Origin of the sequence: Wolbachia endosymbiont (group A) of Hedychridium roseum (assembly GCF_964028325.1) — a bacterium.
Taxonomy (GTDB): Bacteria; Pseudomonadota; Alphaproteobacteria; order Rickettsiales; family Anaplasmataceae; genus Wolbachia.
Window position 1 is genome coordinate 1,357,753 of record NZ_OZ034755.1, and the last position, 26,519, is coordinate 1,384,271.

The 26,519-nt window shown below is 34.5% G+C and carries 26 protein-coding genes, 2 other RNA genes and 1 pseudogene; 15 read left to right on the forward strand and 14 right to left on the reverse strand.

Translation table 11 applies throughout. The features are described 5' to 3' along the window. Positions 1 to 220 precede the first annotated feature (220 nt). Complete coding sequence (locus ABWU23_RS06645) at positions 221 to 3,067, forward strand: ankyrin repeat domain-containing protein (protein WP_309165694.1); 2,847 nt, start codon at positions 221 to 223, stop codon at positions 3,065 to 3,067. 72 nt (positions 3,068 to 3,139) lie between these two features. Here the strand turns inward: ABWU23_RS06645 and thyX are convergent, their stop codons facing one another. The 4 genes from thyX to acpP form a co-directional block, all read right to left on the reverse strand. After that, positions 3,140 to 3,994: an FAD-dependent thymidylate synthase gene (gene thyX, locus ABWU23_RS06650; RefSeq protein ID WP_265017404.1), complete on the reverse strand. Its 855-nt coding sequence runs from the start codon at positions 3,992 to 3,994 to the stop codon at positions 3,140 to 3,142. Positions 3,995 to 4,003: 9 nt separating this feature from the next. Next, a complete protein-coding gene (murA, locus tag ABWU23_RS06655) occupies positions 4,004 to 5,281 on the reverse strand; it encodes a UDP-N-acetylglucosamine 1-carboxyvinyltransferase (protein ID WP_353270986.1) in 1,278 nt (425 codons plus the stop codon). Positions 5,282 to 5,403: 122 nt separating this feature from the next. Continuing rightward, positions 5,404 to 6,672 carry a beta-ketoacyl-ACP synthase II gene (fabF, locus tag ABWU23_RS06660; RefSeq protein ID WP_253309221.1) on the reverse strand — a complete coding sequence of 423 codons (1,269 nt, stop codon included), beginning with the start codon at positions 6,670 to 6,672 and terminating at the stop codon, positions 5,404 to 5,406. A gap of 13 nt (positions 6,673 to 6,685) precedes the next feature. Next, a complete protein-coding gene (acpP, locus tag ABWU23_RS06665) occupies positions 6,686 to 6,946 on the reverse strand; it encodes an acyl carrier protein (RefSeq protein ID WP_341811841.1) in 261 nt (86 codons plus the stop codon). Between the two features lie 145 nt (positions 6,947 to 7,091). Here acpP and ABWU23_RS06670 point away from each other — a divergent pair, with 145 nt between their 5' ends. After that, on the forward strand, positions 7,092 to 7,883 hold the full coding sequence (locus ABWU23_RS06670) for a polyprenyl synthetase family protein (protein ID WP_253309222.1): 792 nt from the start codon (positions 7,092 to 7,094) through the stop codon (positions 7,881 to 7,883). After that, entirely contained in the window at positions 7,876 to 8,817 is a 942-nt protein-coding gene (locus ABWU23_RS06675) for an FKBP-type peptidyl-prolyl cis-trans isomerase (RefSeq protein ID WP_264731576.1), read from the forward strand. Before ABWU23_RS06670 ends, ABWU23_RS06675 begins: the two co-directional genes overlap by 8 nt. 68 nt (positions 8,818 to 8,885) lie before the next feature. Here ABWU23_RS06675 and hslU read toward each other — a convergent pair whose 3' ends face one another. Both hslU and hslV read right to left on the reverse strand, forming a co-directional pair. Beyond that, positions 8,886 to 10,376, reverse strand: coding sequence for an ATP-dependent protease ATPase subunit HslU (gene hslU / locus ABWU23_RS06680; protein WP_353270987.1), 1,491 nt, complete (start codon positions 10,374 to 10,376; stop codon positions 8,886 to 8,888). Between the two features lies 1 nt (position 10,377). Continuing rightward, positions 10,378 to 10,932: an ATP-dependent protease subunit HslV gene (gene hslV / locus ABWU23_RS06685; protein WP_096617344.1), complete on the reverse strand. Its 555-nt coding sequence runs from the start codon at positions 10,930 to 10,932 to the stop codon at positions 10,378 to 10,380. 127 nt (positions 10,933 to 11,059) lie between these two features. On the opposite strand from hslV, the gene gshA reads away from it, so the two are divergent. Continuing rightward, positions 11,060 to 12,220 carry a glutamate--cysteine ligase gene (gene gshA, locus ABWU23_RS06690; RefSeq protein ID WP_353270988.1) on the forward strand — a complete coding sequence of 387 codons (1,161 nt, stop codon included), beginning with the start codon at positions 11,060 to 11,062 and terminating at the stop codon, positions 12,218 to 12,220. Positions 12,221 to 12,223: 3 nt separating this feature from the next. Here the strand turns inward: gshA and ABWU23_RS06695 are convergent, their stop codons facing one another. The 3 genes from ABWU23_RS06695 to ABWU23_RS06705 form a co-directional block, all read right to left on the reverse strand. Further along, positions 12,224 to 13,045 (reverse strand): hypothetical protein, encoded by an 822-nt coding sequence (locus tag ABWU23_RS06695; protein WP_353270989.1) that lies wholly within the window; start codon positions 13,043 to 13,045, stop codon positions 12,224 to 12,226. A 78-nt stretch (positions 13,046 to 13,123) separates the two neighbouring features. Next, positions 13,124 to 14,071, reverse strand: a complete 948-nt coding sequence (hemH, locus tag ABWU23_RS06700; protein WP_353270990.1) for a ferrochelatase — start codon at positions 14,069 to 14,071, stop codon at positions 13,124 to 13,126. Continuing rightward, on the reverse strand, positions 14,072 to 14,932 hold the full coding sequence (locus ABWU23_RS06705; protein ID WP_353270991.1) for a hypothetical protein: 861 nt from the start codon (positions 14,930 to 14,932) through the stop codon (positions 14,072 to 14,074). A gap of 113 nt (positions 14,933 to 15,045) precedes the next feature. Here ABWU23_RS06705 and ndk point away from each other — a divergent pair, with 113 nt between their 5' ends. Both ndk and ABWU23_RS07290 read left to right on the forward strand, forming a co-directional pair. Continuing rightward, positions 15,046 to 15,465: a nucleoside-diphosphate kinase gene (gene ndk / locus ABWU23_RS06710; protein WP_253309229.1), complete on the forward strand. Its 420-nt coding sequence runs from the start codon at positions 15,046 to 15,048 to the stop codon at positions 15,463 to 15,465. A gap of 932 nt (positions 15,466 to 16,397) precedes the next feature. Then, positions 16,398 to 16,547 (forward strand): annotated as a pseudogene (locus ABWU23_RS07290) (DnaJ domain-containing protein); the annotation flags it as partial. 812 nt (positions 16,548 to 17,359) lie between these two features. On the opposite strand, the gene ABWU23_RS06720 reads toward ABWU23_RS07290, so the two are convergent. Together ABWU23_RS06720 and ABWU23_RS06725 are read right to left on the reverse strand one after the other, a co-directional pair. After that, entirely contained in the window at positions 17,360 to 18,649 is a 1,290-nt protein-coding gene (locus tag ABWU23_RS06720) for a bifunctional folylpolyglutamate synthase/dihydrofolate synthase (RefSeq protein ID WP_265045152.1), read from the reverse strand. Further along, positions 18,624 to 19,235 carry a phospholipid-binding protein MlaC gene (locus ABWU23_RS06725; protein ID WP_353270993.1) on the reverse strand — a complete coding sequence of 204 codons (612 nt, stop codon included), beginning with the start codon at positions 19,233 to 19,235 and terminating at the stop codon, positions 18,624 to 18,626. The genes ABWU23_RS06720 and ABWU23_RS06725 overlap by 26 nt, the downstream gene beginning before the upstream one ends. A gap of 109 nt (positions 19,236 to 19,344) precedes the next feature. Between ABWU23_RS06725 and ssrS the strand changes: the two genes are divergently transcribed. From ssrS to ABWU23_RS06740, 3 genes are all read left to right on the forward strand, one after another. Beyond that, positions 19,345 to 19,506, forward strand: a non-coding RNA gene (ssrS, locus tag ABWU23_RS06730) — 6S RNA. 19 nt (positions 19,507 to 19,525) lie between these two features. Next, complete coding sequence (locus tag ABWU23_RS06735) at positions 19,526 to 19,987, forward strand: type II toxin-antitoxin system RatA family toxin (RefSeq protein ID WP_253309233.1); 462 nt, start codon at positions 19,526 to 19,528, stop codon at positions 19,985 to 19,987. A 53-nt stretch (positions 19,988 to 20,040) separates the two neighbouring features. Next, positions 20,041 to 20,739 carry a DsbA family protein gene (locus ABWU23_RS06740; protein ID WP_253309234.1) on the forward strand — a complete coding sequence of 233 codons (699 nt, stop codon included), beginning with the start codon at positions 20,041 to 20,043 and terminating at the stop codon, positions 20,737 to 20,739. A 29-nt stretch (positions 20,740 to 20,768) separates the two neighbouring features. Here the strand turns inward: ABWU23_RS06740 and ABWU23_RS06745 are convergent, their stop codons facing one another. Then, positions 20,769 to 21,047, reverse strand: coding sequence for a DUF2671 domain-containing protein (locus tag ABWU23_RS06745; RefSeq protein ID WP_253309235.1), 279 nt, complete (start codon positions 21,045 to 21,047; stop codon positions 20,769 to 20,771). Positions 21,048 to 21,305: 258 nt separating this feature from the next. Here ABWU23_RS06745 and ABWU23_RS06750 point away from each other — a divergent pair, with 258 nt between their 5' ends. After that, complete coding sequence (locus ABWU23_RS06750) at positions 21,306 to 21,953, forward strand: O-methyltransferase (RefSeq protein WP_253309236.1); 648 nt, start codon at positions 21,306 to 21,308, stop codon at positions 21,951 to 21,953. A gap of 1 nt (position 21,954) precedes the next feature. Here ABWU23_RS06750 and ABWU23_RS06755 read toward each other — a convergent pair whose 3' ends face one another. Both ABWU23_RS06755 and ABWU23_RS06760 read right to left on the reverse strand, forming a co-directional pair. Then, positions 21,955 to 22,608: a glutathione S-transferase family protein gene (locus ABWU23_RS06755; RefSeq protein WP_064125276.1), complete on the reverse strand. Its 654-nt coding sequence runs from the start codon at positions 22,606 to 22,608 to the stop codon at positions 21,955 to 21,957. Continuing rightward, the gene (locus ABWU23_RS06760) at positions 22,605 to 22,769 is read right to left on the reverse strand and encodes a hypothetical protein (RefSeq protein WP_187297265.1); all 165 of its coding nucleotides are present in this window, start codon (positions 22,767 to 22,769) and stop codon (positions 22,605 to 22,607) included. The genes ABWU23_RS06755 and ABWU23_RS06760 overlap by 4 nt, the downstream gene beginning before the upstream one ends. Before the next feature lie 61 nt (positions 22,770 to 22,830). Here ABWU23_RS06760 and ffs point away from each other — a divergent pair. The 5 genes from ffs to ABWU23_RS06785 all read left to right on the forward strand — a co-directional run bounded on the left by ffs (position 22,831) and on the right by ABWU23_RS06785 (position 26,299). Further along, positions 22,831 to 22,920: signal recognition particle sRNA small type (ffs, locus tag ABWU23_RS06765), an RNA gene on the forward strand. A gap of 20 nt (positions 22,921 to 22,940) precedes the next feature. After that, on the forward strand, positions 22,941 to 24,425 hold the full coding sequence (gene dnaX / locus ABWU23_RS06770; protein WP_265016627.1) for a DNA polymerase III subunit gamma/tau: 1,485 nt from the start codon (positions 22,941 to 22,943) through the stop codon (positions 24,423 to 24,425). Between the two features lie 21 nt (positions 24,426 to 24,446). Then, positions 24,447 to 24,761, forward strand: coding sequence for a YbaB/EbfC family nucleoid-associated protein (locus ABWU23_RS06775; RefSeq protein WP_064125278.1), 315 nt, complete (start codon positions 24,447 to 24,449; stop codon positions 24,759 to 24,761). A gap of 566 nt (positions 24,762 to 25,327) precedes the next feature. Further along, positions 25,328 to 25,999, forward strand: coding sequence for a P44/Msp2 family outer membrane protein (locus ABWU23_RS06780; protein WP_353270994.1), 672 nt, complete (start codon positions 25,328 to 25,330; stop codon positions 25,997 to 25,999). A 141-nt stretch (positions 26,000 to 26,140) separates the two neighbouring features. Continuing rightward, positions 26,141 to 26,299, forward strand: a complete 159-nt coding sequence (locus ABWU23_RS06785) for a hypothetical protein (protein ID WP_253309240.1) — start codon at positions 26,141 to 26,143, stop codon at positions 26,297 to 26,299. Positions 26,300 to 26,519: the final 220 nt, after the last annotated feature.

Below are 26,519 nucleotides of genomic sequence, written 5' to 3' on the forward strand. Positions count from 1 at the left end.
TCATGATAAGGGGGCTGGCGGAGTTTGTAAAGTAATTTTTCGTAGCTCTCATGACTTAAAAAGCTGGATTCCAGCTTCACGCGCTGAAATGACAGATTACTGTTACCTTATCTAGATACAGAAAAAAAAATCTTAATACTTAACACATTTTTCATAGTACACACCGTATGATTGATAAATAAAATAATGAATAGATTTACATAATGTTTGGAGGCTACCAATGGTCAACGACAAGATTACTTTGAACTTTGAGATAGAAAAAGGCGAACCTATAGATCGATACTACTTTTCTGCACGTATGAGGCTTACAGATGAAAGCAAAAATCTTTTGCGTGAGAAGCTTGGCAGTACAATTCAATTCGATAACCTAGATGATCACTTCAATCTTAACCATGAGAATTTTTATATCTACTACAATAAATATAGTGAGCACAATGGTAGAAGTGAGCTATACGTTAGGGATGATAACGGTAGATATTTAACTTCCAATCTTCCACTTAATCACTATGGATTCTCAATGGAACTATCATCTGATGGGGCGTCAATAGCAGATTATGGCTTTTATCCTCTTTATGCAATCTATAACCCAAATCACTATGATAAGGCAAAGGAAAAAGTATTTGATGATCACGGTGAATTGTCACCAATTGCATCAAATATGTTAGATAATTTTTTAAGCAACACAAATAGCTTAACCACACAAGAGATGTTTTTACAGTTGCAAAATGGAGCTACTGAAAAAGAGGAGAAATTGATAAGAGAGAAAAGACAAGCAGAAGAAGAATTAGATCAAAAGAATGAGAAATTAAAGGAGTTCATAGAAAAAGGTGAAATTACCTTGTTTAAAGTGGTAAAAGGTAATGACGTAGGTAACGGGCGTTCAGAAGTAGTTTTACAGTTTACTGCAGAAGGTAAGGGGACAAATGAAATTACCCTTGATTCCGAAAAATTCTATATAGCAGATTATGAAGATAGTGAATTCTTGCATTGTGTTAGCTCTGATTATGACATGCTACTTGATTATGAAAATTTATTTTTCGCGCTCAATCAAAGCTTCTACTCAGACTTTGAAAGTGGGTTTTATTCAGCAGACAGCACTGATCCCTATAATTATGCTAAATATTCAAAGGAACCATATTTGAGTGGTGATCAGCTATCTGAAAAATTATCTCATGAGTTGGAGAAAGATAGTAACCAGATAGATGCAGAAGTTATGTTTAGTGATCAACCTATGAACGAAGAAGTTACAGTGAAAAGTGAAGTCAAATCTAGAAAGAAAAGGGCAGTTGAAGAAGATAATGCAGAAGATACTATAGGAAACATAAATGAAACAAATGAGGTAACCGGTGCGACGCGTTTGCACTCTGCTTCTTTATCAGGGGATTTGAATGAAGTTATCGAACTTGTAGAACATAGCGCAAATATTGACGCGAAAGATAAAGCCGGACAAACACCGCTACATCATGCTATTAAATCAGGAAATACAGAAATAGCAAAATATCTTATCGATCAAGGTGCAAATCTCAATTCTCAAGATATTTATTACGAAGGAACTGATTACTCTTGTTTTAAGACACCTTTGCACTATGCCATAAAATCGGGAAACATGGAAATAGTTGAATACTTAGTGGAACATGGTGCAAATCCTAATATTCCAGATGCTCACAATCTCAGGCCGCTCGACTATGCTATAAAGAACACAGCTTTAGTAAAATATCTTGTGGACAATGGTGCAGATATTAATGTACGTAATCCGATATTCCATTTTGTTAAGCTAGGTGACCTGGATATGGTGGAATATTTAGCTCAACATGGTGCAGATCTTAATGTCAAAAACACCTCTGCTCAAACACTACTACATTATGCTATTGAACTCAAACATACAGAGATAGCTAAATACTTAATAGATCACAATGTAGATATTAATACTCGAGATATTAGTTCTGGTAAATCTCCATTACATTTTGCTATGAGTATAAAAAACATGGAAGTGGCTAAATATCTAATAAAGCATGGTGCAGATGTTAATGTTAAAGATAGTTACGGTTTAGCACCTTTACACTTTGCTGTTAATTTAGGAAATCAAGAGATATTAGAATATTTAATAAAGAATAATGCAAATATTGAGGTTCGAGATAGTGAAGGCTGGACACCACTTATTCATGCAGTAAGGCATGGGCAATTGGACAAAGTAAAGTACCTGATAGAGAATGGAGCTGATGTTGATATTTGTGGTAATGAAGGATGGACGCTATTTGAGCATGCTGAACAATGGATAGATGATAGAAGAATATTAAAGGATGTAATCAATAATGATAGAAAATATGCAGATGCTGCAAGTTGGGAAAAGACTGGAAAAGATATGCTTGATTACCTTAAGGGAGTTACAAAAAATACTATACAGGAAGAAGAATCTAACTATATAGATCAAATGCAAGCAGATGATAGCAGCAGTTATGTTGAAGATCAACCAGCTTTGCAAAGCAATCGTGACGGTTATGCTGACATGGAAAAAGCTCTGCAGGAGAAATTGCATGGAGATGAAATACGCAAGCAAAGTAATGAGAAAGCTCAAAAAGATATGGAAACAAGAAAAGTCACTGTGGAAACTGACAGTAGCAATAATAAAATTGAAAAACAAGCAAAACCAATAGAAGACGAACAAGAAACTGTTATGGCAAGTGTGATAGAAAATATGGATAAAAATTCTGATAGTGAAGCAGAAGATTCTAACAGTATTGCAAATGCACAACATCCCTTAAAAATAAGGACAGGAAGTCCTCTTGAGGTGGGGAAGTATGAGGTGGAGCTGCAAGTGACATATGATGATATAAAGAATTTTTATGATACCGTACGTGGTAAATATCATGCTGGTGATGGATATAACTACGAGCAAGTAATGGTTTTATATAATGAAATTGTTAGGCCAGCATCGCAGCATTATGATAAACCATTTACCCTGCCTAAGGCATACATAACAGATGGTCATCTATTTGTTCAAAATAAAGATTTTGGAACTTTGGATGATTTTAATGAGATGTTCTATAGAAGTGATGAGTTAATGTGATGTAAAAAGCAAGATTCAATTTGGTGAACGAGAGTTAACTGACAGAGGAGATTGACACGTATGCCTTTATCTTTAAGATTGTTTATCAAGTATAGACATCAGCTCGTCCCATTCTCTTTTACCAATATTACTTTCTTCTCTAGTAACGTTTTCCCCTTTAATTAATTTGCGAATTATTTCTAGACCAGTTCTTGAAATACAAGCTGATTCTAGGCAATATTCAACAAAGGCATTGTAGGCCAATGGGACCCATTTTTTTATTATATCCAGCATAACTTCTGCATAAACTCTGATTTCATATTGGGCATGCTTATCAGCTCTAAGCTTCAAAAAATGAAGGAGGTTATGCAGATCTATTTTCCAATAAAATTGCGTGTAGTAATTAAGCGTTAGATTAGTTCGGGCAATTTCTCTTGCAAGCCCCTGCTCAATAAATTTTTCATAATGAGAATATACTAAATTAGAGTCGTTTGTTAGAGAATCTATTATTTCCTTTGAGGTATCCGGATCAAAAGCTTCACCGCTACCTTGTTTATTATTATCAGATTGTTTTGCAATCTGTTCTGGTTTTGGTATATAAAATTCATTGTCAAGTATTGAATATCTTGCCGAATATTCATTCACATTTGCAGTTCTATGCCTTATCCATTGCCTTGCAACAAAAATTGGAAGTTTCACGTGAAACTTAATTTCACACATTTCAAATGGAGTTGTATGATGATGTCTCATTAAATACTTTATAAGTGCTTCATCCTGACTTATCTGTTTTGTTCCCTTGCCATAAGAAACACGAGCAGCTTGAACTATAGCGCTATCAGAGCCCATATAATCCACTACTCGAATAAATCCATGGTCTAATACCTTATGTTCTTCATATAAGATTTCATCTATTTCTTTTACTGTAGTTCGTTTAGTTGCTTCATTCATAAAATATCCTCAAGATGAAATGGAAATATCAGCTCCACATGAATTGAGTTTTTCGTGCATTGCTTCATATCCTCTCCATAAATGATGCGAATTATTTATTGTAGTTTCTCCACCAGCTACCAAAGAAGCAAGTACCAAAGCTGCTGTTGACCTTAAGTCAGTGGCACACAGATTAGCTCCAGATAAGCTTTTTATTCCACTTATAGTAGCTTTGCTTTTCTCGATGCTGATATTAGCGCCTAACTTTCTCAATTCATCTGCATGTGCAAATCTGTTTTCAAAAATGTTCTCTTCAATTACTGATATCCCATCAGCGATGCACATTGCAGACATCAGTTGTGGTTGCATATCACTGGGAAAGTTGGGGTATGGATCTGTTGCAATGTTAGCAGACCTAATAGAGCAATTTTTTCTGGAAATCATAACCCCCTCATTATATAGTTCAACATTAGCCCCTATAGCCTTCAATTCATTCACAATACATCTTATATCAGATAGACTTATTCCTTCTAACTCCAACTTACCACCGGTTATTATAGCAGCTAGTGCATAGGTGCCTGCTTCTATGCGATCTGGTATTATTTTATGAACACATCCATTTAATTCTTCAACTCCTGTTATTGTGATCCTTGTATCACTAATCTCAATATTAGCACCCATTTTCTTTAGGAACTCTATTAAATCAAGAACTTCCGGCTCCGTTGCAGCATTGTTTATTATTGTCACTCCTTCTGCAAGTGTTGCTGCCATTATTACATTTTCTGTTGCACCAACGCTTATTTTCTCAAGTATAACTTCTTTTCCTTGTAGCTTTCCTTTCACTGTTGCAATTATATTACAGCCTTCAACTTCAATTTTAGCTCCCATTTCTTCTAATGCTTTGATATGCATATCAACGGGACGCTTTCCGATATTGCATCCACCAGGAAAGACTGTTGTGATTTTACCAAATCTACTGAGAATTGGACCTAGCATTAAAAGAGATGCTCGCAGCTTACTTGCAGTTTCGTGTGACATTACGTGATTGTTGATATTACTGCAATCAATTTCCAAAGTATGATTTGCTTTATAATCTTTATTGCGTGTAAAATTCACTTTCGCTCCAAGACTCTCAAGCAGCTTAGACATTAGATGCACATCAATTAAATCAGGTACATTATGCAAAATTACCAAGAAGCTACTCAATAGACTTGCTGCCATTATTGGTAAAACAGCATTTTTTGAGCCATTAATCTTGATTTTTCCGACCAGAGGTTTATGGTTACTACTTACTAATATTTTGTGCATTTAATTAAGCTAGATCTTACCAAATAAGTATAGTAAATCGACAGTAAAAGGCAAATTACAGATAATATAGCTATCACAGATCATAATGTTCGTACATTTTAGCTATTTAGCAGCAAAATTGATTACACTTGTCCAAAGATGAGCGATGCATTAGTGCCACCAAAACCAAACGAATTAGAAAGTGCATATTGAATTTTATGCTCCTGAGCTTTAAACGGTACAAAATTTAAATCACATCCTTCTGAAGGTTTATGTAAATTTAAGGTTGGCGGAATAATTCCATTATTTAACGCAAGAATACTGAATATTGCTTCAACGCTCCCTGCAGCACCAAGTAAATGTCCTATAGAAGATTTAGTTGAAGAAACAGGTATTTTATAAACGTAGTCACCAAATAACTGTTTCATTGCTATTACTTCAATTTTATCTCCAAGTGGCGTTGAAGTTCCATGTGCATTGATATATCCTACTTGATTTGGATTAATTTGCGCACTTTTTAAGGCAAGCTGCATTGCCTTAAATGCGCCTCTTCCTTCTGGATGTGGTGCTGTAATGTGGTGCGCATCTCCTGTGAGTCCGTACCCAACCAGTTCTGCATGTATTTTTGCCCCCCTTTTTTTTGCATGTTCGTATTCCTCCAGCACCAATATACCTGCTCCTTCACCCATAACAAAACCATCGCGTTCTGCATCCCATGGCCTTGAAGCTTCTTCCGGTTTATCATTGAATTTAGTTGATAATGCCTTCATAGACGCAAAACCTGCAATTCCAACTCTACACAGTGCACTTTCTGCTCCACCTGCAATCATAATATCCGCTTCACCAAGTTTTATAGTTCTTGCTGAATTTATGATTGCATGCGCACCTGTTGCACATGCGGTTACTGCTGAATCGTTTGGACCTGTAAATTCGTATTTAATAGAAATATGGCCAGATATCAAATTTATTAGACTTGCAGGGACAAAAAATGGACTGACACGTCTGGGCCCTTTTTCCTGCATGGTAATAACATTTTCCTGAATTGACGGAAGACCACCTATACCAGAGCCAATAGTTACGCCAACACGTTCTCTATCTACTTTTGAATCTTCTAAAGATGAATCTTCCACAGCTTGAATCGCTGCTGCAATGCCGTAATGAATAAAACGATCCGTTCTTTTTAGATCTTTTTCAAAAATATAACCTACAGGATTAAAGTAATTCTCAATGTTATCGGATTGCACAGGCACCTGCCCTGCAACCTTGCAAGCAAGATCAGAAGAGTCAAATCTATCTGTATTGATTGCTTTTATGCCAGACTCGCCTTTTATCAGCCTTGACCAAGTGTTGTCAACATCTGCCGCTAGTGGAGTGATTAAACCAACACCAGTGACTACTACTCTTCTGCTCATTTAACACTAACTATTAGCCTTTTTTACTATTAATGTACTCAACTATTTGCTCCATAGTTTCCATTTTTTGTGCGTCTTCATCTGGAATTTCTATTCCGAACTCTTCTTCTGCTGCCATGATGATTTCAACTGCATCTAAACTGTCTGCACCATGCTCCGAAAGCTTTGAAGAGCTGTTGAATTTCTCTACATCCTTACTAATGTGCTCTAGTATAATCTTTTTCACTTTCTCTTCTATGTCTTCTCTAGTGCTCTTTGCTAGTTCGCTATTCACATTTCTTACCAAAAAAATAACCTATTCTTTGATGTTATAAAAAATTTTTATGTTTGCAATATCTTTTATAACTGGTAAACTACAGCAAAGTTTTCTACTGCCCTAGCTGGCTAGCGTTACGTGCTAAACAATTAACAATTCAAAAATGCTAGACGAAACAACAAAAAATTTGCTTATTGTAGAAGTAAATAAACTTTTACCAGAAAATAGCGAGAATAAGCTTATATCAGCTATGCGTTATATACTCCTTGCTCCTGCAAAACATATACGCTCCTTTTTAGTCGTAGCTTCATCGCGAGTGTTTAACGCGGAAGCTAAAAAAGTAATATCAGTTGCTGCAGCAATTGAATTTGTTCATGCTTACTCTCTAATTCACGATGATTTACCGTGCATGGACAACAGTGATACTCGCAGAAGCCAGCTAAGCTGCCATAAAAAATTTGATGAAGCAACAGCAGTGCTTGCCGGAGATGCACTACTTACTCTGGCTTTTGAGGTATTATCTTCGTTAAATGAGAAATGCTGTGAAATCATGAAAGTTCTTTCTCAGGCAATAGGAATTAGGGGAATGGTAGGAGGACAGATTTTAGATATTGGTGCAGATTTTAACAAAATAAAAGAAATTCATTTGATGAAAACCGCAAAACTATTTGCAGCTTCATGTGAAATAGGTGCTATAATAGGGAATGCTACAGATAAGCAACGTAAAGCGTTATATAACTACGGGATAAACCTAGGGCTTATCTTTCAAGCTAAGGATGATATTGAAGATTACGAACAAGATAAAACAAATAATCTAATGTCTGTACTTGGTAAAAGTGAAGTAGAGGACTATATAGACGCCCTCTTTAAACAAGGCTTGGATAATTTGAGTGCGCTTTCAGGGGATACTAATTATTTATATGATTTATTGAATCAAGTAAAGAAAGATGGTTAGAAAAATTATATTACAAATGCTTATTTCCATAGTAATGATTCTCACTTTAACCTCTGCTTTTATGTTTACTATTGTCTATATAAACAAAGGTAAACCGGGAAAAAAGGACAAGCTTTATGAGATAAGTGCCACGCATGGTGGTTTGATACAGACAATAGCACATTATCTAGTGAAGCCAATACTTGAATCAGCACTCGACCGCTATATTGAAAAGCATGGGCTAACAGAATATTTAGAAGAAATGACGCAGCAAAAGGAAGAAGATTCGATAAATTTTTATGAAATTACTGAAGGCAGTGGCAGCAAGGCTTTCTGTGGCATGGAAGTCCTATTGCAAATATATAAAATTTCTAATAATAACTCAGCAACACTCCCTAGCAAAGTTTCTGATGTTACTTTGAAAATAGGTCAAGATGACCTAAAAGAAGTGGGTTTAGGGGTGATAGGTATGAAAGAAGGCGGAGAGCGTGTAGTTACTATTGCCAATGATAACAAAATGAATTTTAATTCTTATTACGTCAAACTGATCGAAGTAAAGGATAAATATCCCGACTCAGTGAATAATCTGATGGTTTTTAATGACTTAATTAACAAGACTGGAAAACAAGTAAGGTGCGGTGATGAGATATCAGTTAAATATAGCGTAAAGGAGCATAATGGGGAATATATAGTCAAAGATCAAACAGTGCAATTTAGGGTTGGCGATAAAAAAATACCACTTGCTATAGAGCTTGGAGTTGTGGGAATGAGAGCTGGTAATAAAAGAACTATTCTTTCTCCGCCTGACCTTTTGACTATTACTGACGATATGTTAATAAAAGACATAGATTATGATGAAGAAAATATCTCAATAATTGACTTAAGCTTAGATATTAAGCAAGAGGTCGCAGCACACCATTCTACTGTTGAAAAACAGCCTAAAGAATATAGCTGAAATTTTAGGCTTACTGGCTGACCTTCTGAACACTCTCTATACTACTTAAAGTAGGCTTTTTGTTTTTCCTAAAGTATAAACTTAGATAAATCAAGCTGCTTCGAAATTGACTCAAGTTTATCTTTTACATACTTGCTGTCTATAATGAATTTTTCGCTATTTTTCTCAGAAGCAATGAAACTTATTTCATCTAAAAGCTTCTCCATGATAGTGTGAAGCCTTCTTGCGCCTATATTTTCCACTTGCCTATTAACTGTAAACACTATTTCAGCTATGGTTTTTATACCATCATCAGTGAACTCAAGCATCACATTTTCTGTTTTCATTAAAGCTATGTACTGCTTTAACAAACTAGATTCTGGTTCCTTTAATATTCTTATTAAATCCTCTTGAGTAAGTGCCTTAAGTTCTACCCTGATCGGTAATCTGCCCTGTAATTCCGGTAAGAGGTCAGATGGTTTAGACTGATGAAAAGCACCAGATGCAATAAATAATATATAGTCTGTTTTTACATGGCCATACTTAGTTGTAACAGTTGTTCCTTCAAGTAGTGGTAACAGATCGCGTTGCACTCCTTCTCTGTTTACTTCACCTTTTACTTCTGTATGCGCTGCAATTTTGTCTATTTCATCCAAAAATACTATACCGTCATTACTAACAAGATCAATGGCTTCTTTGATTATCTTATCTTCATCGATTAGCCTTTCACTTTCTTCATTAATTAATATTTCACGCGCTTCTTTTACCTTCACCGTAATAGTTTTTGTTTTTTTGCTCCCGTTAAACATCTTGCCCACTATTTCTGTTATATTCATCATACCAACTTGCCCACCTGGCATGCCTGGTATATCGAAAGTAGGTAACATACTCTTGCTCTCTCTGACGTTAATAGAAACTTCTCCGTCCTCAAACTCTTTATTCCTCAACCTTTCTCTAAAAATTTTTTTACTCTCTTCGGTTGCATTTTCGCCTACCATAGAGTTTACTATTGTTTTCTCAGCTAAAATTAAAGCCTTGTTAGCTAAGGCTTTACGGGCTTTCTCTTTAACTAAAACTATTGCTGCATCAACTAAATCGCGTATTATCGAATCAACGTCACGTCCAACGTATCCTATTTCAGTAAACTTCGTTGCCTCAATTTTTATGAACGGTGCACCGGCAAGTTTTGCTAAGCGGCGAGCTATTTCAGTTTTACCAACCCCTGTATGACCGATCATCAATATATTCTTAGGTATGATTTCATCACGCAATGGAAATGGAACCTGATTGCGACGCCAACGATTTCTGAGCGCAATAGCAACAGCACGCTTTGCATCATCCTGTCCGATTATGAATCTATCTAATTCTTTAACTATCTTCTGTGGTGGCAGGTCATCTAACAAAACTTGAGTACTGTCATTAACTTGAATATCGCTGTCATTTGAATCAAAACCACTCTTAGTATCTTTATAGAGGTCATTTTTTTCATCATAGGTGTCACTACTACAAGGCCGCCCTTCTGAAAGGGTTATAGGCTGATTGGAAAAATTAGTGCACAAAGTTTTTTGCTTGGAAGACATATCACTCCTCTATCTTTTCAATAACTACATTATGATTTGTATAAACACATATATCGCCAGCTATCTTCATAGCCTTTTTTGCAATCTCTTCTATTGATATTCCTTTAATGTCAATTAAAGCTCTTGCTGCAGATAGAGCAAAATTTCCCCCAGAGCCAATAGCTGCGATTCCATCTTCAGGTTCAAGAACATCACCTGTTCCCGTAATTACTAATGAAATAGATTTATCTGCAACAATCATCATAGCCTCTAATTTTCTTAGATATTTATCCATTCTCCAGTCTTTTGCAAGTTCAACACATGCTCTCATTAATTGCCCTGGGTGCTTGTCAAGTTTAGATTCTAGTCTTTCAAAGAGAGTAAATGCATCGGCTGTTGCTCCAGCAAAACCGGCAATTACAGAATCACCAGAAAGACGCCTAACTTTTTTTGCTCCGGATTTTATAACAGTGTGGCCCAGTGAAACCTGTCCATCACCTATTACTACTACGCTTTTATCTTTTCTAATTGACAGTATAGTAGTTCCATACATTTTATTGTTATCGTGTTGAATCATTTTTCTATTACTTTAAATAAGAATCTCATTATACTTTAATCTTTACTTTAATCTTTAGTCAAATTTGCTAAATATGTTTAATTATAGCTTATAATATAATACCTTCCTTATAACATTTAAAGTGTAGATGCAAAACATAATTCACCCAGATTTGGAAAAAAGTATAAATAATTGGTTTGAGGCAAAATTTAACGGCCTTACATTGCCATTTTATAGCTCTATAGATCTTAGAAACTCCAGCTACAAAATTGCCCCAGTGGACGCTAATTTATTTCCTGCAGGGTTCAACAATCTAAGTGAGACATCAAGAGCAACAGCAGCAAAACTAATAAAAAGTTATTTTGAAACAAAACAATATAAAAAGACTCTTATAATACCGGAGAATTACACACGAAATAAAATGTATATAGAAAACGTATTTGTTATAGAGAAAGTACTGCAGCTCGCAGGTTTTGAAACTAGAATTGGCCTCTTTCACAACGAAGCATATAATTTAATAGAACCATATGAAACTATCGTGAAAGAAAACTCTCTGCTAAAGACAACTTCAGGATTTGTGCCTGATGTTATTATACTGAATCGTGATGTGACGAGCCACATTCCAGACACGCTAAAAGACGTAAAGCAAGATATAGTACCAAGCCCACTATACGGTTGGCATAGCAGACAGAAATTTAAGTATTTTGAAATCTATCAAGAATTAGCGTCCGAATTTTGTAGCGAATTTAAAATGGACCCATGGCTTATTTCTGTGCTTACAGAAAGCTGTAATGGAGTTGACTTTAATGATGATTCATTACTAGGAGCAGTAGCGACTAAAGTTGACCAAATATTATCTCTAGTGCAAAAAAAGTATGAGGAATATGAAATAAAAACACAACCTTACGTTTTTATCAAAGCAAGCAATGGCACATATGGGATGGGCATTATAACAGCAACAAGTGGAGAGGAAATATTAAATCTCAATAAAAAAAAGCGTCATAAAATGAAAAAGATAAAAGAAGGAATAGCAATCAATAGCGTTATTATACAAGAAGGTGTACCAACCATTGACATATTTAAAAGCAGTTCTGCAGAACCGCTGATATACTATATAGGAGATACTCCAACATGTTACTTATACCGATGTAATAGCAGGAAAGATGTATATTCTAGCTTGAATGCCACTGACTGCGAGTTTCATGATGTTAGCCAGGTTGTGGAAGGTAAAATTCTGTCACTTTGGAGTATTGTTGGCAAATTAGCAGTACTAGCGTTGGCAGTAGAAATAAAATCTTTTCACCTCTAACCCTTACATTCCCACAGCGTTGCCATCGGGCAGATCATTATCATCATTACCGGGCTGAATATGGTTATGGCCAGCATTATCAAGTTCAGTGGAAGGATCATCATTGACAGGTTGTTGAAACAATTTGTCAAGCTGAACTGCCAGAAATACTGCACTATATATTATGCTAACTGTTACGCTTAAGTTGAAATTATAGATTATACCATTACCTAAGTTTATTGGTATGGTTGCAGTCTCCATTCTTTTTAATATGAAGTTTAACAAACCTAATGACAAAGTTAATGTGCTGATAATAAGGTCCTTCTTACACTTAGCAGACTTTTCAGGATCCTTATTATCTAGGTATTTTCTCCATGAATAATAGTAGCTTATAGGTTCTGAAATAAACAGAAATAGGATCGTTGATGTTAAGTGAATGTGACTTATTACGTCTCCATTACCCCTAGTAAAAAAATGGATGACTTTCAACATCATCAATGCTTCTATGATGCTGCTTGCAAGATTAGCCGATTTACCCACAACTTTTGCCAGCTCTTTTTTACTCTCAGGGTTTCTGTAATCCTTAATTAGATCCTGTAGAGTAAATGCAGAATGGGCAATATATAGAATAGATGTCGGAAACTTTACTAGTCGAGCAACATTCCGTATAAGAAAGATATTGTATCTATTATTGTCAATGAACTCGCAGCAAAATTGCAGTGAAATCTTACACAATAGGGCTGTTAAAACTGTTGTGATGCAGATTACCTTCCTGAAATCATGATCATAAATATCATGCACCTTTTGTGCGAGTATGTTAGATTTCTTTTTTAGCTTGTTTGGCATGAAATAGTTAACAAAATAATAACTCCCTTTTATTCTATCACATAAAAGCCTTGAAGAAAAGCCCTATAAATCAGGACTTTAAGGGTGATTTATGCATAAATCGGCTAAGCATTTTATAAACAAGGAATCAATACTGAGAGTTGGTACGCGAAAATAATATCCATCCTTGATAATTGCTTTATATTCTATATCAAGTTCAACTAGAGTTTCTGAATGCTCAGAAACAAAAGATATAGGTGATAAAACTACAGGTACACCATCAGCTTTTGTACGTGATAGCTCACTTTCAGTGCTTGGCTCTAGCCATTTTACAGGAACAATCTTACTCTGATAACATATTGACCAATCTAAGTTATTGATAGCTAACTTTTCTACTATTAACTCTACGCTTCTTTCTACCTGTGAAGCGTAAGGGTCGCCTTTTTTAATAACGCTAAGGGGCAAGCTATGAGCTGAAAATAGGACTCTTGGCTTACCAATCCTGCTGGCTAATTTGTAGTACTTGGCTATCAAGTTAGTATGAGCCTCAATAAAGTTTTCATTGTCATAATAATGATGAATTATTTTTGTATTGCATTTTAGGCCATGCTTTTTAGCATTTTTTTGCCAATTTTCGATGGATGACAAAGTTGTGGTAGTTGAATATTGAGGGTATAGTGGCAGCAAAATTACTTCATCAGGATCAAACTGTTTTACACTTTTAACAACTTCGTCAGCAAATGGATGCCAATAGCGCATGCAAATGAATACCTTGTGTACATGGTTTCTATCTTCATTTAATTTTAGTTCTAAAGCATTAGCTTGCATTTTTGTATTCTCCAGAATTGGCGATTTACCTCCGATTTCCTCGTATATTTTTCGTGCAGTATTTTCTCGTTTCGCAGATATAAACTTTGCTAAAAGAAACCGAAAGGGATTCGGTAGATTGATTATTCTCCTGTCATAAAAAAGGTTGAATAAAAAAGGACGGACCGCATTTAGTGAATCAGGCCCGCCAAGATTAAATAAGATAACTGCCTTTTTCACCTACGCACTACTACAACAAGTTACTTCTGGGATGCCTATAAAATTAGCTACACACTCATCAAATTTAGTTATAGGCACTAAATTTCTTACACTGGCATACAATAAGTGGCCTGATCTCTTCAGGTTACTCTTGGTGGATGTGAAGTTCCAATCGAAAAATGTATCGACAAAAAGACTTGGTACCGTTTCAAGAAGTTCAACAGCAGCTAAAGATAGCATTATACAACTTTGCAGGACATTCAGAAGAACCTTGAGGGGAAAAAGTAAAACTTTAACGAAAAGAGAGGTGCTACTTGTTTCATCCAGTGGTCGCCCTGAGTTAGGCGAATTATACTCAATATGCTTTCTATTTTGATCAAAGATAGGAAATTTTATAGTATCTTTCTTAAATTGCCCATCTATTTCTTGTGTACTATGTTTGGTCCATTTTTCTAGTGACCACTCACGCACGTGAAAAGTTCTTACAAAAAAGCATGTTGTAACCATCAATGCAGCACATATAAGCGCACACTGCATAAGACTTATACTACCTACCATAGCTGGCAGCGCAAAACAAACAAATGGCACTATGATAGCCATTTCAAGAAATGGAATAGTGTTTCTTTTTATTGCAAAGGCAGCGCCTTTTTTTAGCTCCGTGTATTGATTATTACTTTTTCCTTGCTTTTGTAGAATATGGTCACACATACCATATTCTAAATAACTTAAAAAAGCCAAATTAAAAGTTAAAAACCCTTTTGCTCCACAAAAAATTGACGATTTCAAGTTATTGACCAATTTTTTAGCAGTAGATTCAGTTTCAACCAGTTGTTTGGTAGTAGATTCAGGTTTTTCATTAGTTTTTTTACAACAAGTATGCATACAATACTCCCTTGATGGTTTATTCTTAACTATAAATAAAAAACTGCTTTTATCAAATCAAAATTTACAATAAAATAAATCTATAAATATACTATTTTATATAAGGAGATAATATGGCAATTGAGAGAACACTTTCGATATTAAAACCTGATGCAGTAAAAAATAATATTACAGGCAAGATAAATTCATACATTGAAAGCTCTGGGCTCAAAATTATAGCACAAAAAATGATGTTACTGACAAAAAAACAAGCAGAGCTGTTTTATGAAATTCATAAAGATAGGTCTTTTTTTGGGGAATTGGTAGAGTTTATGACTTCTGGTCCTGTGATAGTTCAAGTTTTAGTTGGTGAAAATGCAGTAAGTAAATACAGACAAATCATGGGAGCTACCGATCCAAAGCAGGCAGATAAAGGTACAATCAGGGGTGATTTTGCTGATGACATTAGTGAAAATAGAGTTCACGGCTCGGATAGTCTAGAAAATGCTCGTAAGGAGATAGCTTTCTTTTTTGCTGAACGTGAGTTGGTGTAGTCAAATCAGATTTTCCTATATATAACTAAATTTTCTGGATCCTATGTCAAGCATACATCTGTACGAACGTTGTAATTAACAGGTGGCAAATCCAAGTAGCTGACAACATAGAAACGAAAAAATTCCTTGACAAACTCCGCCAGCCCTCTTATCATGGTACTGAAGGTATTCAGTTATCTTCATCTGTGCAGATTAAACAGCAAAAAAACAACGTAGTTGGCGTCTTATTTTTAATTTTTTGCACTATGTGCATCCTATGTCTTCACAACATTTCTAGGTTTTTGCCTATATAAGCTGAAACGCGCTTATAAGTCGTTTAAGACAGTATAGTACGCCAATTTGCAGGATTAGGGAGTGAACACTAATTACCACGGGATTTCTTTGCCTTTTTTTTCGTTTGGTAAATTTCTTAAATATTTATAGCTAAACGACAACCGTCATCCCGCTACTTGTTAGCGGCTGAGATACCGCGGCGGTATGACGGTTCGCGGCAGCATGACGACAAATTCGTCATTCCGCTGCTTGTTAGCGGCTAAGAGATACCGCGAATGAATCGCGGTATGACGGTTCGCGGTGGCATCTCGTCATCCCGCTACTTGTTAGCGGGATCTAGAGATACCGCGGCGTTATGACGTAGAAGCTATACTTTTATACTCACCAACTCAGTTTGCTTGCTTACAAGTAAACTGCAACCCTAAATGTTGGAGCACTGTCGTACACTAAGCGCTGTAATGACAATTTTAGTCGCTTCATACACTTATCATGCTAGTCATAACAGAAATAATTTTTACCAGAGATATTGATGAAATAATTGACATAGTTTGGAAATATGTATATTATAGAACATTAATAGTTAGTTAATTTGTAGGTGTAATATGGCTAGAAAGATTTTGAATGAAAATGAGTATCACGCTTTTAAGCGGTTTTTTTTAATGTTTGGTATTCAGAAGAAGGATGTGGTAAATTCTGGCATTGAGAATATTAATAAAAAGTTTAGTGAACAATATCGTAAATTATCGTTAAAATATCACCCAGATAAAAACCCAAACAATAAAGAAGCGGAGGAGAAATTTAAGGTTATTGCATTAAATAAGCCATTTTTTGAAGAATTTATAATAGAGCCGTTGGAGAAAGGTCTCAATAAAAGAAATAATTTAATAAAAGAATTACGCGGTAAGTTGTGGAGTCGCAGTTATGAAGAATTGCAAAAATACTTAGATGATAAGCACAGAAATAAACTCTATAATAAGCAGCAGTCAATTAACAATAATGTAACTGCTTATTCAAAATATTCTTCTTATTCACATCTCTTAGGAAGTCTTTTAGTATTCTTCACATCAATTGCATTTTTAATCATTAATGGTATTTCTTGTAATGTACCAATAGCAGTAGGTTTTCTTGCTCCCTTGTTAGCAGGATTTATTTTGAGTTCAGCTATCAAGAGCATCTATACTAGAAATGGAAAAGAGTTTAATAATCAGACTAATATTTTATTATTGTTTTACTTTGACCAAGAATGCGAAAATTTTTCAAAGAGTGATAGGACTAAATTAAAGTGGCTAAAAAATTCATTTATTTTGAGCAACATAATCTGTACATCTTTAATGTTTTTCGGTGTGGGATTAGATTTAGTTGCCAACGGCTTTGGTATAACTAACTCTATGATGTTATCCGGCTTATTACTTTCATTACCATTCAAGCTTTTAATTGTTACTTCACCTGTTTTCAATGCTGCAAGTAATTATATTCTCAAAAAGACGACTATAAATTCAATTGAGGAGCAATTTAAAGGTGATGGTCCACTTGTAGAAGTTGATGACGAACAACCAAGCAGTACTATGAGCAATCAAAGTTATTTCCCCATCGGTCAGTTAATGCTCACATATCATCAAAGTTAGTTATTCTCCATAGCGAAGTCTCTAGCTAGGAACAATGAGCCACAGATTAGTATGGTTTTGATGTTTTGGATAGAGGCTTTTAATATGTGATTTGATATTGCATCGCCAATTGATTCACATTCAACTGCTTTTATTCCTATGTTATTGGCTTTTTCCCTAATCAAATTTGTATTTGTTGCTTTAGGTTCAGACTTAACACAAACCGCACATAGTAGCTTGATATATGGCTTTAAGTGCTCTAAGAACTCTGCCACATTTCTGTTACGAGTAACACCAAAAATTATATAGATACCTTCAGCAAAATTATCTTTTACCCACTGAGATAGCACTCTAGCACCGTCATTATTGTGCGCACCATCTAAAAATAATTGCCAATCTTTCGGTAGTAGGGAAATTAAATTATCCTCTTTTATTAGCTCTAGTCGTGCAGGCCAGTAGGTACGCTGTAAACCTGAAGTGATATCCTCTTCTCCAATATCAAATCCATATTTTCCACTTAAAATACTACATGCTGCAATGGCGTTTCCTGCATTGATTATTTGGTGTTCACCCTTCAGAGATGGCAAAGGAAATTCTATTGATTGAATAGCTGATTGGAAAACCATTTTGTTGTTCTTTTTTTTGCAATTCCATTCAAGACCTCCTCTATATAGAGGAGATTTCTTATTTATTGCATGGAATTCTAGTGTACTCATCACAGACTTTTCTTGTGGTGCTATTACGCAAGGAACATTAGGTTTCATTATTCCAGCCTTTTCACCTGCTATAATTTCTACAGTAGGGCCAAGATATTCTGTATGATCAAGGGCAATGGAAGTAATTATTGTTAAAATCGGACTATCTATAACATTTGTTGCATCAAGTCTTCCGCCCATACCTACTTCAACTAAAGTAATATCGGCTTTATGACGAGAAAAAGCTAAAAAAGCTGCAATAGTTGCAGCTTCAAACAGAGTGATAGGTTGTTCTGCAATCACGGCACGGCATTCTTCTAATAAGCTATATAATTCATTATCGTCGATATAACTGCCTGCAATAACTATTCTTTCATTAAAATTCACCAAATGTGGAGAAGTGTATGCATGGACCTTATACCCTGCTGCTTGCATTATATATCTTATAAATGCTAGTGTTGAGCCTTTCCCGTTAGTCCCAGCTATATAAATTACGGGAGGCATTTTTTTCTCAGGATTGTCCAATTTATTTAGAAAGCTTTTTATGCGATCAAGAGAAAAATCCTTTGGTCTACTACCAAGCGGTTTAGGCCAATGAGGCATATATATCATGGATTGTATTGCATTTTAATTCAGCTATAACGCTTGCTATGCCATGCGTGTCGATTTTTTCACTAAATTGAGAACGTTGATTAATAGCAATACTTATTCCACTCATTACAACATCACTTATCAAGAAAGAACTGTTATTTTTAGTAACTTTAAAATCAATATTTGTAAATTCTTCATCACCGTAAGAAAATCTTGTACCAATTAAGCAAGTTTCATCGTCAACTGCTTTTGTACTCATTATGATCATTTCACTATCATGCATGTATTTATATAAAATTTTAACGCACAAACGCGTAAGATACACTTCATACTCTCTTAAAAAATCTTCTTTTTCTTTTTGTTTAACTAAAGCCCAATGTTTTCCTATAACGAATTGCGATATTCCTTTGAGGTTAACATTATTCTGAATGACCTCCTGAAGCTTTTCGTGTACATGCCCTAGGTTTTTTCTATTTCCTTTTGTAGATATACCATCCACTTGTTGCTTCATAGTATGCACAAAAATTTTGTGATCTGTACAACTAGTGTAAGCTCTTGAAGAAATTGCAATAAAAACAATAATGATTAAAACTTTAGTAATGTTCATAAGATAAACTATAATACTTAAAATGCAAAATTTAATAAAGATTAAATAATAATCGCTGACTTTAATATACCTATAGACATGCCCTGTGTAAATCATCTATAATTCAAGTAAGGGTCTGTGCTATGCGTTATGAGTTAAGTTAAATTTCCCGAGCGATAATTTCTAGAGAAGGGAATTGCCTCTGCTGGTTTCGTTGAAACTAATATGCGATGCCCACCTTAACTTCAGGTCTCAGGAATCTACTAAGGCTGACGGTAGATACGGATCCTTTTTTGATTGGTACTAAATTTATGCTTCATCAATGCAGAGAACAAGGTACCTTCCTATGTTCGCCTAATGAAGTATTCCAAATTGTAATTGATGTTGAAAGGTATCCTGATTTTGTTCCTTGGTGCAAAGCCGTTTATATAAAAGAAAAAATTGACAACCAAATGGTTGTGGATCTTCTCGCAGTTTTTCATGGAATTAAAGGAAAGTACACATCAGAAGTAACCTTTCTTTCTCCAAGTGGAACAAATGAAGGTTGGATAAAAGCTGTATCATCAAATGGAATATTTAAACATCTATACAATGAATGGCAATTCATTCCCATAGATGAAAATAAAACTATGGTAAAGTTTTATATAGAGTTTAAGTTTAAGTCCAACTCATTTTCCACTTTATTAAACTCAGTATATAAATATACACAGAGTAAAATAATTGCTGCATTTAAAGATAGGGCTGAAAGCCTTGCTAAACAAAAGTTATCTTGACATTATTAATATAAATATGTAATTTTTTTAGTAAGTTAAGTGTTTGTATTGTAATGATTTTCAGACTATTGTTTTTACTAATTCTTATGAGTGTTAATTCTTATGCAGTTGTTAAATCCAGTAACCAACATATTCAAAAAGAAACTAATGAAATAACATCAAAGGAGTTACTATCACTATTACCTGATGATAAATTATTAGGAGATCCAAAAGCACCAATTCTAATGATAGAATATGCTTCATTAACTTGCTATCACTGCTCTCTTTTTCATAAGAATGTTTTTCCTAAAATTAAAGAGAAATATATAGACACAGGTAAGATGTTATATATATTTCGTCATTTTCCTTTGGATTACAGAGGGCTAAAGGCTGCAATGCTAAGTCATTGCTACGAAAAACAAGAAGACTACTTTAATTTTAACAAAGCTGTTTTTAACTCAATAGATTCGTGGAATTACTACAATTTAAGTGATTTGACTTTACTACAAAGAATTGCTGCACTAAGCAACTTAAAGCAAGATGCATTTAACCAATGCATTAATGATAAGAAAATTATGGATAAAATCGTAAATGATAAATCACTGGCAATCAATAAACTTGGTATCACAGCCACTCCAATATTTTTCATCAAGCTTAACGATGATGGTAAGTCATATATAGAGCATAATAAAGTTAAACATGAAGGGTATAAAGAGCTGAAATATCTTACTGATGTGATAGATAAATTATATGGAAAAGCTATAGTGAAGTAATACCACTGTAGCTTACCATATAAAAGACTCTATGCTGAGTCATTGTTTTTCACTACTGTTTGTTGTTTTTTACGCTCAAACTCTCTTTTTTTACTGTGCCAAGTGTAGTAATACATAGCGATTTTATTCTCTATTAATACTATTGTCCCATCATAAAACTGAACCATATCCATAACTTTTCTCTGAGCTTCATTAAAACGTTCTTTATACTTTTCACGATAAGCTGGATTATGTAGTAACATAACCCCTTCATTCTTGTTAGATTTTTTGTTTAACGTTTCAACTTCACTAGCAATAGTATAAGACATATAACCCCCTCTAATTGATTATAAAAATTATATTTTAAAAAGAGAAATGCGCATAAACAATCCCTTTAATTCTAGTATAATAATCGATTGTTTATTATACTAGTTAACCATAGTACGATATATAATAATTTTTGTCACTTAAAATTTTATACTATGAAATAATAACTTAAAATAAATGTTTTTATTATTTTAAACTATATTATTATATTTATAAACTGTGTATGAATTAAGCTTCCCTAATTTATAATATAAAACGTAATGCGTAATAATTTTAGTATAAAATTATCATATATAAGAAATCTATTTGCAAAAGAATATAAAAAAATAGAAGAATATTGTATTCTTGAAAAAAAGCAACATATTCAGATTGGCCCTGAAGAAGGAAAGCTATTAAGTTTATTTATAAAAATCCATAAAATCAAAAGTATTGTTGAGATTGGCACGTTATACGGTTATTCGTCGATTTGCATGGCAAAAGCTCTACTGAAAGACGGTCATATATATACAATAGAAAATAATCCTCAACACTCAAGAATAGCAAAAAAAAATTTTAGTGCTTTTAATCTAAGTGATAAAATTACTCTAATAGAAGGTGATGCATTGGAAAAAATTAATGAATTATCAGCAAAGGCACCATTTGACATGATATTCATCGATGCTGACAAAAGTAGTTATCCTAAGTATTTAGATTGGGCAGAGTCATACATTAAACAAGATGGGCTAATCGTTGCAGATAACACTCTATTATTTAATACAGTATTTTTAGAATCGCCTCCAAAAGAAGTATCAGAAAAATCATGGCATGCTATGAGGGAGTTTAATAATAGATTATCAGATGAAAAGAAATATTTCTCTATATTGATTCCAACTGATGAAGGAATGACTGTAGCTTTAAAGCTAACATAAGTTAAAAATCAAGGTCAGCGTAATGTTTAGGAGGGGTTAAACCGGAAACTCTCTCTAATAATATCTCACGAAAACAAGGCTTTGATTTAACAATGGAGTACCATTCTTTTAAAATTTTACTTTTTTCCCATGGAAAACTACTTACATAATCCATTACGGAAATATGCGATGCTAAAGCAATATCAGCCAAAGTGAACTTATCAGTTGCAAGCCAAACGTTCTTGTTAATTAAGTGTTCGATGTATTCCATATGGCAAGGCAGGTTATGCTGAGCTGCATGAAGAAATCTAGAGTCAGGGCTGCGGTTAGTAATTACTTTTTCATTCATAATATACTTAGTAACTTCATTGTAAAATTTGTTGTCGAACCAATTGATTAGAGCGCGTATTTTAGACTTAATAATAGTGGATGAACCAAGTAATTTGACGTCGCTATTGTAAGTCTCTTCTATATATTCACAAATGGCATTACTATCCGCTATTACAAAGTTATTATCTATTAATACTGGTACTTGCCCAGTTGGATTGATCTCCATAAATTCATTCCGTTTTTCCCACGGATTTTCATACACTAGATCGCAGCCTAATTTTTTTTCTTTTAGAAAAGTTCTAACTTTTCGTGAAAATGGACAAAGAGGAAAATGATATAAAATCATAATATTCCTCTTTTGTTATCCCAGTACCTATAGGTTGTTATTCCAGTGTGTGACACTGAAATCCACATCTTTTTTCTCTGGATCCAAGTTGGAATGACAAGAGAAGAGTATTTTAGGTAACAGTTGTTTACTCCAAAGTAATGTTGCAAAAGGTCTAACATATAAATTATAAGACTAATATAGGATATACCTTGCTAAATAAAAAAAAAAGTATAATATTTTATAAGGTATGCAGGCAAAAACTCTGTAATTTGGTCAGATCAGAAATGAAGCAGCCATATCAGAACCTTTTTGGGTTGCATACCTATTTCTTATTTGTTTTATCAGAGGCTATGAATATAGCATTAAAACATCGTCCTAGTAGCTTTAAAGATCTAGTAGGTCAAGATATATTAGTGCGTGTATTAGAAAATGCTTTTATTTTAAACAAAATCCCACAGTCTATACTGCTCTCTGGTAGTAGTGGAGTTGGTAAAACCACCACTGCAAGGATAATAGCTTTATGTTTGAATTGTTCCCTGGGGCCAATTTTTGAACCTTGCGGATCATGTGAAAATTGTCTAGCAATAAAAAATTCAAGCCATCCAGATGTGATTGAAATTGATGCAGCAAGTCACACTAGCATTGACGATGTTAAAGTAATCCTGGGAGATATTTGCTATTCACCTATAAGCTCTAAATTCAAAGTCTACATTATAGATGAAGTACACATGTTATCCAGCAGTGCATTTAACGCATTACTTAAAACCCTAGAAGAGCCACCCTCTAGTGTAAAATTCATTTTAGCAACTACAGAAATAAAAAAGATACCAATAACTATTATTGCACGTTGTCAAAGATTTGATTTACACAACATTCCTGTAGCTAAAATAGTAGAACGTTTAAATGATGTTGCACAAAAAGAGAGTTATTCCATTGAAAAGGGGGCATTAGAGTTAATTGCACGACATTCTGGAAATTCAATGCGTAACGCCTTGTTTTTGATGAATCAAGCAGTGCTATATAGCAAAGATGGTGCAATATCCACTAAAAATGTGATAGACATACTTGGCCTAGTGGATAAAGATATTATATTCGATCTATTAGGAGCAATATTAGAAGGTGATTTACAGAAAGCTCTATCAGTGTTTGACAAGGCGATAAAAACAGCAAACCCACTTAGTATTTTTGAAGGTCTATTGCAAACAATTCAGTTAGTATGCCGTTTTTTGATTACAAAAGAAATTGATAATGCAGTTACAGAGTATGAAAAGAACAGGATAAAAGATTTAAGTATAAAGAAGTCTTTAATATTTTTTTCGAGATTGTGGAAGGTGTTGCTTAAAGGTATTCAAGATATAAAAACTTCAACATGCAACGATGTTGCTGCTGAAATGATGTTAATTAGCCTCTGTTATCTTTCTGATCTGCCTTCTCCGGAGCAAGTGGTCAAAAAAATTCTTTCGCAGAATGCACAGCAGGGAAATACGCATAGTATAGGAAATGAACAGCAACAAAATTATGATTTTGACAAAGTTTTGCAACTATTAAGGCGGAGTAACCAAATTTATCTTTACAAACAACTGTGTAATAATCTACAATTAATAGATTGTAAACCTGGATATTTAAAATTAAAAGCTGTATCTAAGTTGGATAGTAATTTTTGCAATGATTTAAAAAATTACTTAAACCAGGTGACTCAGCAGGAGTGGGTTATTACAGTTGATACGGGTTATATAAATAGGGAAGTGAGTAATTTAAATTATGCACCTGCAGTTAAGGATATACTTGATACATTTAAAGGTGCAAAAGTAGTTAATATAGAAAATAAGGAGTAAGTTGTGGATTTTAGTCAAATAATGAAACAAGCGCAAGAGATGCAAAAAAAGCTTGCAGAAGCTCAAGAAAAATATGTTGGGAAAGAGTTTCAAGGTATTTCTGGTGGTGGCAAAGTTTCTGTATTAGTGGAAGTCATAAAAATAGGTAGCTATAAAGCTAAAAAGGTGAACATAGACTTAGAACTTATGAGAAATGAGGAAAAAGATATAGTAGAGGATTTAGTAACAGCAGCGTTTAATGATGCCGTTAAAAAAGCAGAAGAAGATATGGCAAATGCAACTTCTGATCTTGCAGGTATGATGGGTTTACCACCTGGGTTTAAACTTCCTTTTTGAATTTACTACTGAAGTTTCTTTTAGTGTAAGTATTTCTTTTTTAATATTTCTAACGCCAGTACTTCTTCATATAATGCACCTATAGCTAGCACAGCCCTACGTCATACCGCGGTTCATTCGCGGTATCTCATCCGCTAACATGTAGCGGGATGATGAGGTTATCGTCTGCTGCCACGAACCGTCATACCGCGATTCATTCGCGGTATCTCAGCCGCTAACACGTAGCGGAATGACAGCAAGTCCTACGTCATACCGTCACGGTATCTCTAGATCCCGCTAACACGTGGCGGAATGACAGCAGTCCTACGTCATACCGTCACGGTATCTCATCCGCTAACAAGCAGCGGAATGACGAGGTCTTTCGATAGTAAATCTTACCTATGTTAGCTATACCAAAAAATCAAAAGTCGTGTAACTCTATTTATTCATTAATAAAATCTTTGTCTTCTCCTAAAAATTAGTTAAAATGTAGAATATTTTGTGTTATTAAGTTAGCACTTGACTTAACTTTAGTTGTTACTTAGACTGCTAAAGTGGAATTTTAATTTTTTTTTACGAGGACAATTATGCATTATAAAAAGTTTTTTTCAGCAGCCGCTTTAGCAACGTTGCTAAGTTTATCAAACTCTGCTTTCTCAGATCCTGTTGGTCCAATAAGTGATGAAGAAACTAGCTACTACGTTCGTTTGCAATACAACGGTGAAATTTTACCTCTTTTCACAAAAGTTGATGGTATTGCACATAAATCAGGCACAGACAATAATAGTCCCTTAAAAGCATCTTTTATAGCTGGCGGTGGTGCGTTTGGTTATAAAATGGACGACATCAGGGTTGACGTTGAAGGACTTTACTCATGGTTGAATAAAGATGCAGATGTAGTAGGTGATACAGTTGCAGAAAGCTTAACAGCAATTTCAGGATTAGTTAACGTTTATTACGATGTAGCGATTGAAGACATGCCTATCACTCCATATGTTGGTGTTGGTGTTGGTGCAGCGTATATTAGCACACCTTTGGCAACTGCTGTGAGTAGTCAAAATGGTAAATTTGCTTTTGCTGGTCAAGCAAGAGCTGGTGTTAGTTACGATGTAACTCCAGAAGTCAAACTTTACGCTGGAGCTCGCTATTTCGGTTCTTATGGTGCTAACTTTGATAAAACTGACAAAGACGGCAAAGGGGAACTCAAAGTTCTTTACAGCACTGTTGGTGCAGAAGCTGGAGTAGCGTTTAATTTCTAGTCTATCTCAATCTTGTTATCCCAGTGGGTTTTTTCTTGTCATTCAAGTAGCATGACACTGGGGTGGCTTTGTTGCATAGCGTTCAGAAAAACTAGTGATTACTGACTAAATTCATTATAAAATGACGATTTAAGGATAAATATGCCACAAAAAATGAGAGTCAGTAACCAAAACGAATATAACAAGTTTCTAGAAAAAAGAGGAAATATTTTTCATGATATCAACGAAGCCATAGAAAATTGGTATGAAATTGGGCCAAAATGCAGGGTGGCAACAATATTTACAGCAACAAAGTGGTAATTTTGATACATATAATAACCCATCTGTTCAGAATAGGTTTGAGACAAACAGTCGGGTTTATAAAATGATATTTGCAACGTAATTGGTATGCCTAAATTTGAAATAGTCGCATAAAATTATTTACTCTGGAAAAAACTTACGTTGCTATGCAACAAAGCCATCCCAGTGTCTGCTGCTTGCATAGCATTTATCTACCAAAACAATGGTCATGCAAGAGACT

Coding starts and splice junctions, on each gene's coding strand:
- ABWU23_RS06645 (WP_309165694.1), top strand. CDS start 221: ATGGTCAACGACAAGATTACTTTGAACTTTGAGATAGAAAAAGGCGAA.
- ABWU23_RS06720 (WP_265045152.1), bottom strand. CDS start 18,649: ATGATATATATGCCTCATTGGCCTAAACCGCTTGGTAGTAGACCAAAG.
- ABWU23_RS06780 (WP_353270994.1), top strand. CDS start 25,328: ATGCATTATAAAAAGTTTTTTTCAGCAGCCGCTTTAGCAACGTTGCTA.
- ABWU23_RS06695 (WP_353270989.1), bottom strand. CDS start 13,045: ATGCCAAACAAGCTAAAAAAGAAATCTAACATACTCGCACAAAAGGTG.
- ABWU23_RS06755 (WP_064125276.1), bottom strand. CDS start 22,608: ATGATTTTATATCATTTTCCTCTTTGTCCATTTTCACGAAAAGTTAGA.
- ABWU23_RS06785 (WP_253309240.1), top strand. CDS start 26,141: ATGCCACAAAAAATGAGAGTCAGTAACCAAAACGAATATAACAAGTTT.
- ABWU23_RS06760 (WP_187297265.1), bottom strand. CDS start 22,769: ATGTTAGACCTTTTGCAACATTACTTTGGAGTAAACAACTGTTACCTA.
- dnaX (WP_265016627.1), top strand. CDS start 22,941: ATGAATATAGCATTAAAACATCGTCCTAGTAGCTTTAAAGATCTAGTA.
- hslV (WP_096617344.1), bottom strand. CDS start 10,932: ATGATTCAACACGATAACAATAAAATGTATGGAACTACTATACTGTCA.
- ABWU23_RS06670 (WP_253309222.1), top strand. CDS start 7,092: ATGCTAGACGAAACAACAAAAAATTTGCTTATTGTAGAAGTAAATAAA.
- thyX (WP_265017404.1), bottom strand. CDS start 3,994: ATGAATGAAGCAACTAAACGAACTACAGTAAAAGAAATAGATGAAATC.
- gshA (WP_353270988.1), top strand. CDS start 11,060: ATGCAAAACATAATTCACCCAGATTTGGAAAAAAGTATAAATAATTGG.
- ABWU23_RS06740 (WP_253309234.1), top strand. CDS start 20,041: ATGATTTTCAGACTATTGTTTTTACTAATTCTTATGAGTGTTAATTCT.
- ABWU23_RS06675 (WP_264731576.1), top strand. CDS start 7,876: ATGGTTAGAAAAATTATATTACAAATGCTTATTTCCATAGTAATGATT.
- ndk (WP_253309229.1), top strand. CDS start 15,046: ATGGCAATTGAGAGAACACTTTCGATATTAAAACCTGATGCAGTAAAA.
- murA (WP_353270986.1), bottom strand. CDS start 5,281: ATGCACAAAATATTAGTAAGTAGTAACCATAAACCTCTGGTCGGAAAA.
- ABWU23_RS06750 (WP_253309236.1), top strand. CDS start 21,306: ATGCGTAATAATTTTAGTATAAAATTATCATATATAAGAAATCTATTT.
- ABWU23_RS06705 (WP_353270991.1), bottom strand. CDS start 14,932: ATGCATACTTGTTGTAAAAAAACTAATGAAAAACCTGAATCTACTACC.
- ABWU23_RS06725 (WP_353270993.1), bottom strand. CDS start 19,235: ATGAACATTACTAAAGTTTTAATCATTATTGTTTTTATTGCAATTTCT.
- ABWU23_RS06745 (WP_253309235.1), bottom strand. CDS start 21,047: ATGTCTTATACTATTGCTAGTGAAGTTGAAACGTTAAACAAAAAATCT.
- hslU (WP_353270987.1), bottom strand. CDS start 10,376: ATGTCTTCCAAGCAAAAAACTTTGTGCACTAATTTTTCCAATCAGCCT.
- ABWU23_RS06735 (WP_253309233.1), top strand. CDS start 19,526: ATGCTTCATCAATGCAGAGAACAAGGTACCTTCCTATGTTCGCCTAAT.
- ABWU23_RS06775 (WP_064125278.1), top strand. CDS start 24,447: ATGAAACAAGCGCAAGAGATGCAAAAAAAGCTTGCAGAAGCTCAAGAA.
- fabF (WP_253309221.1), bottom strand. CDS start 6,672: ATGAGCAGAAGAGTAGTAGTCACTGGTGTTGGTTTAATCACTCCACTA.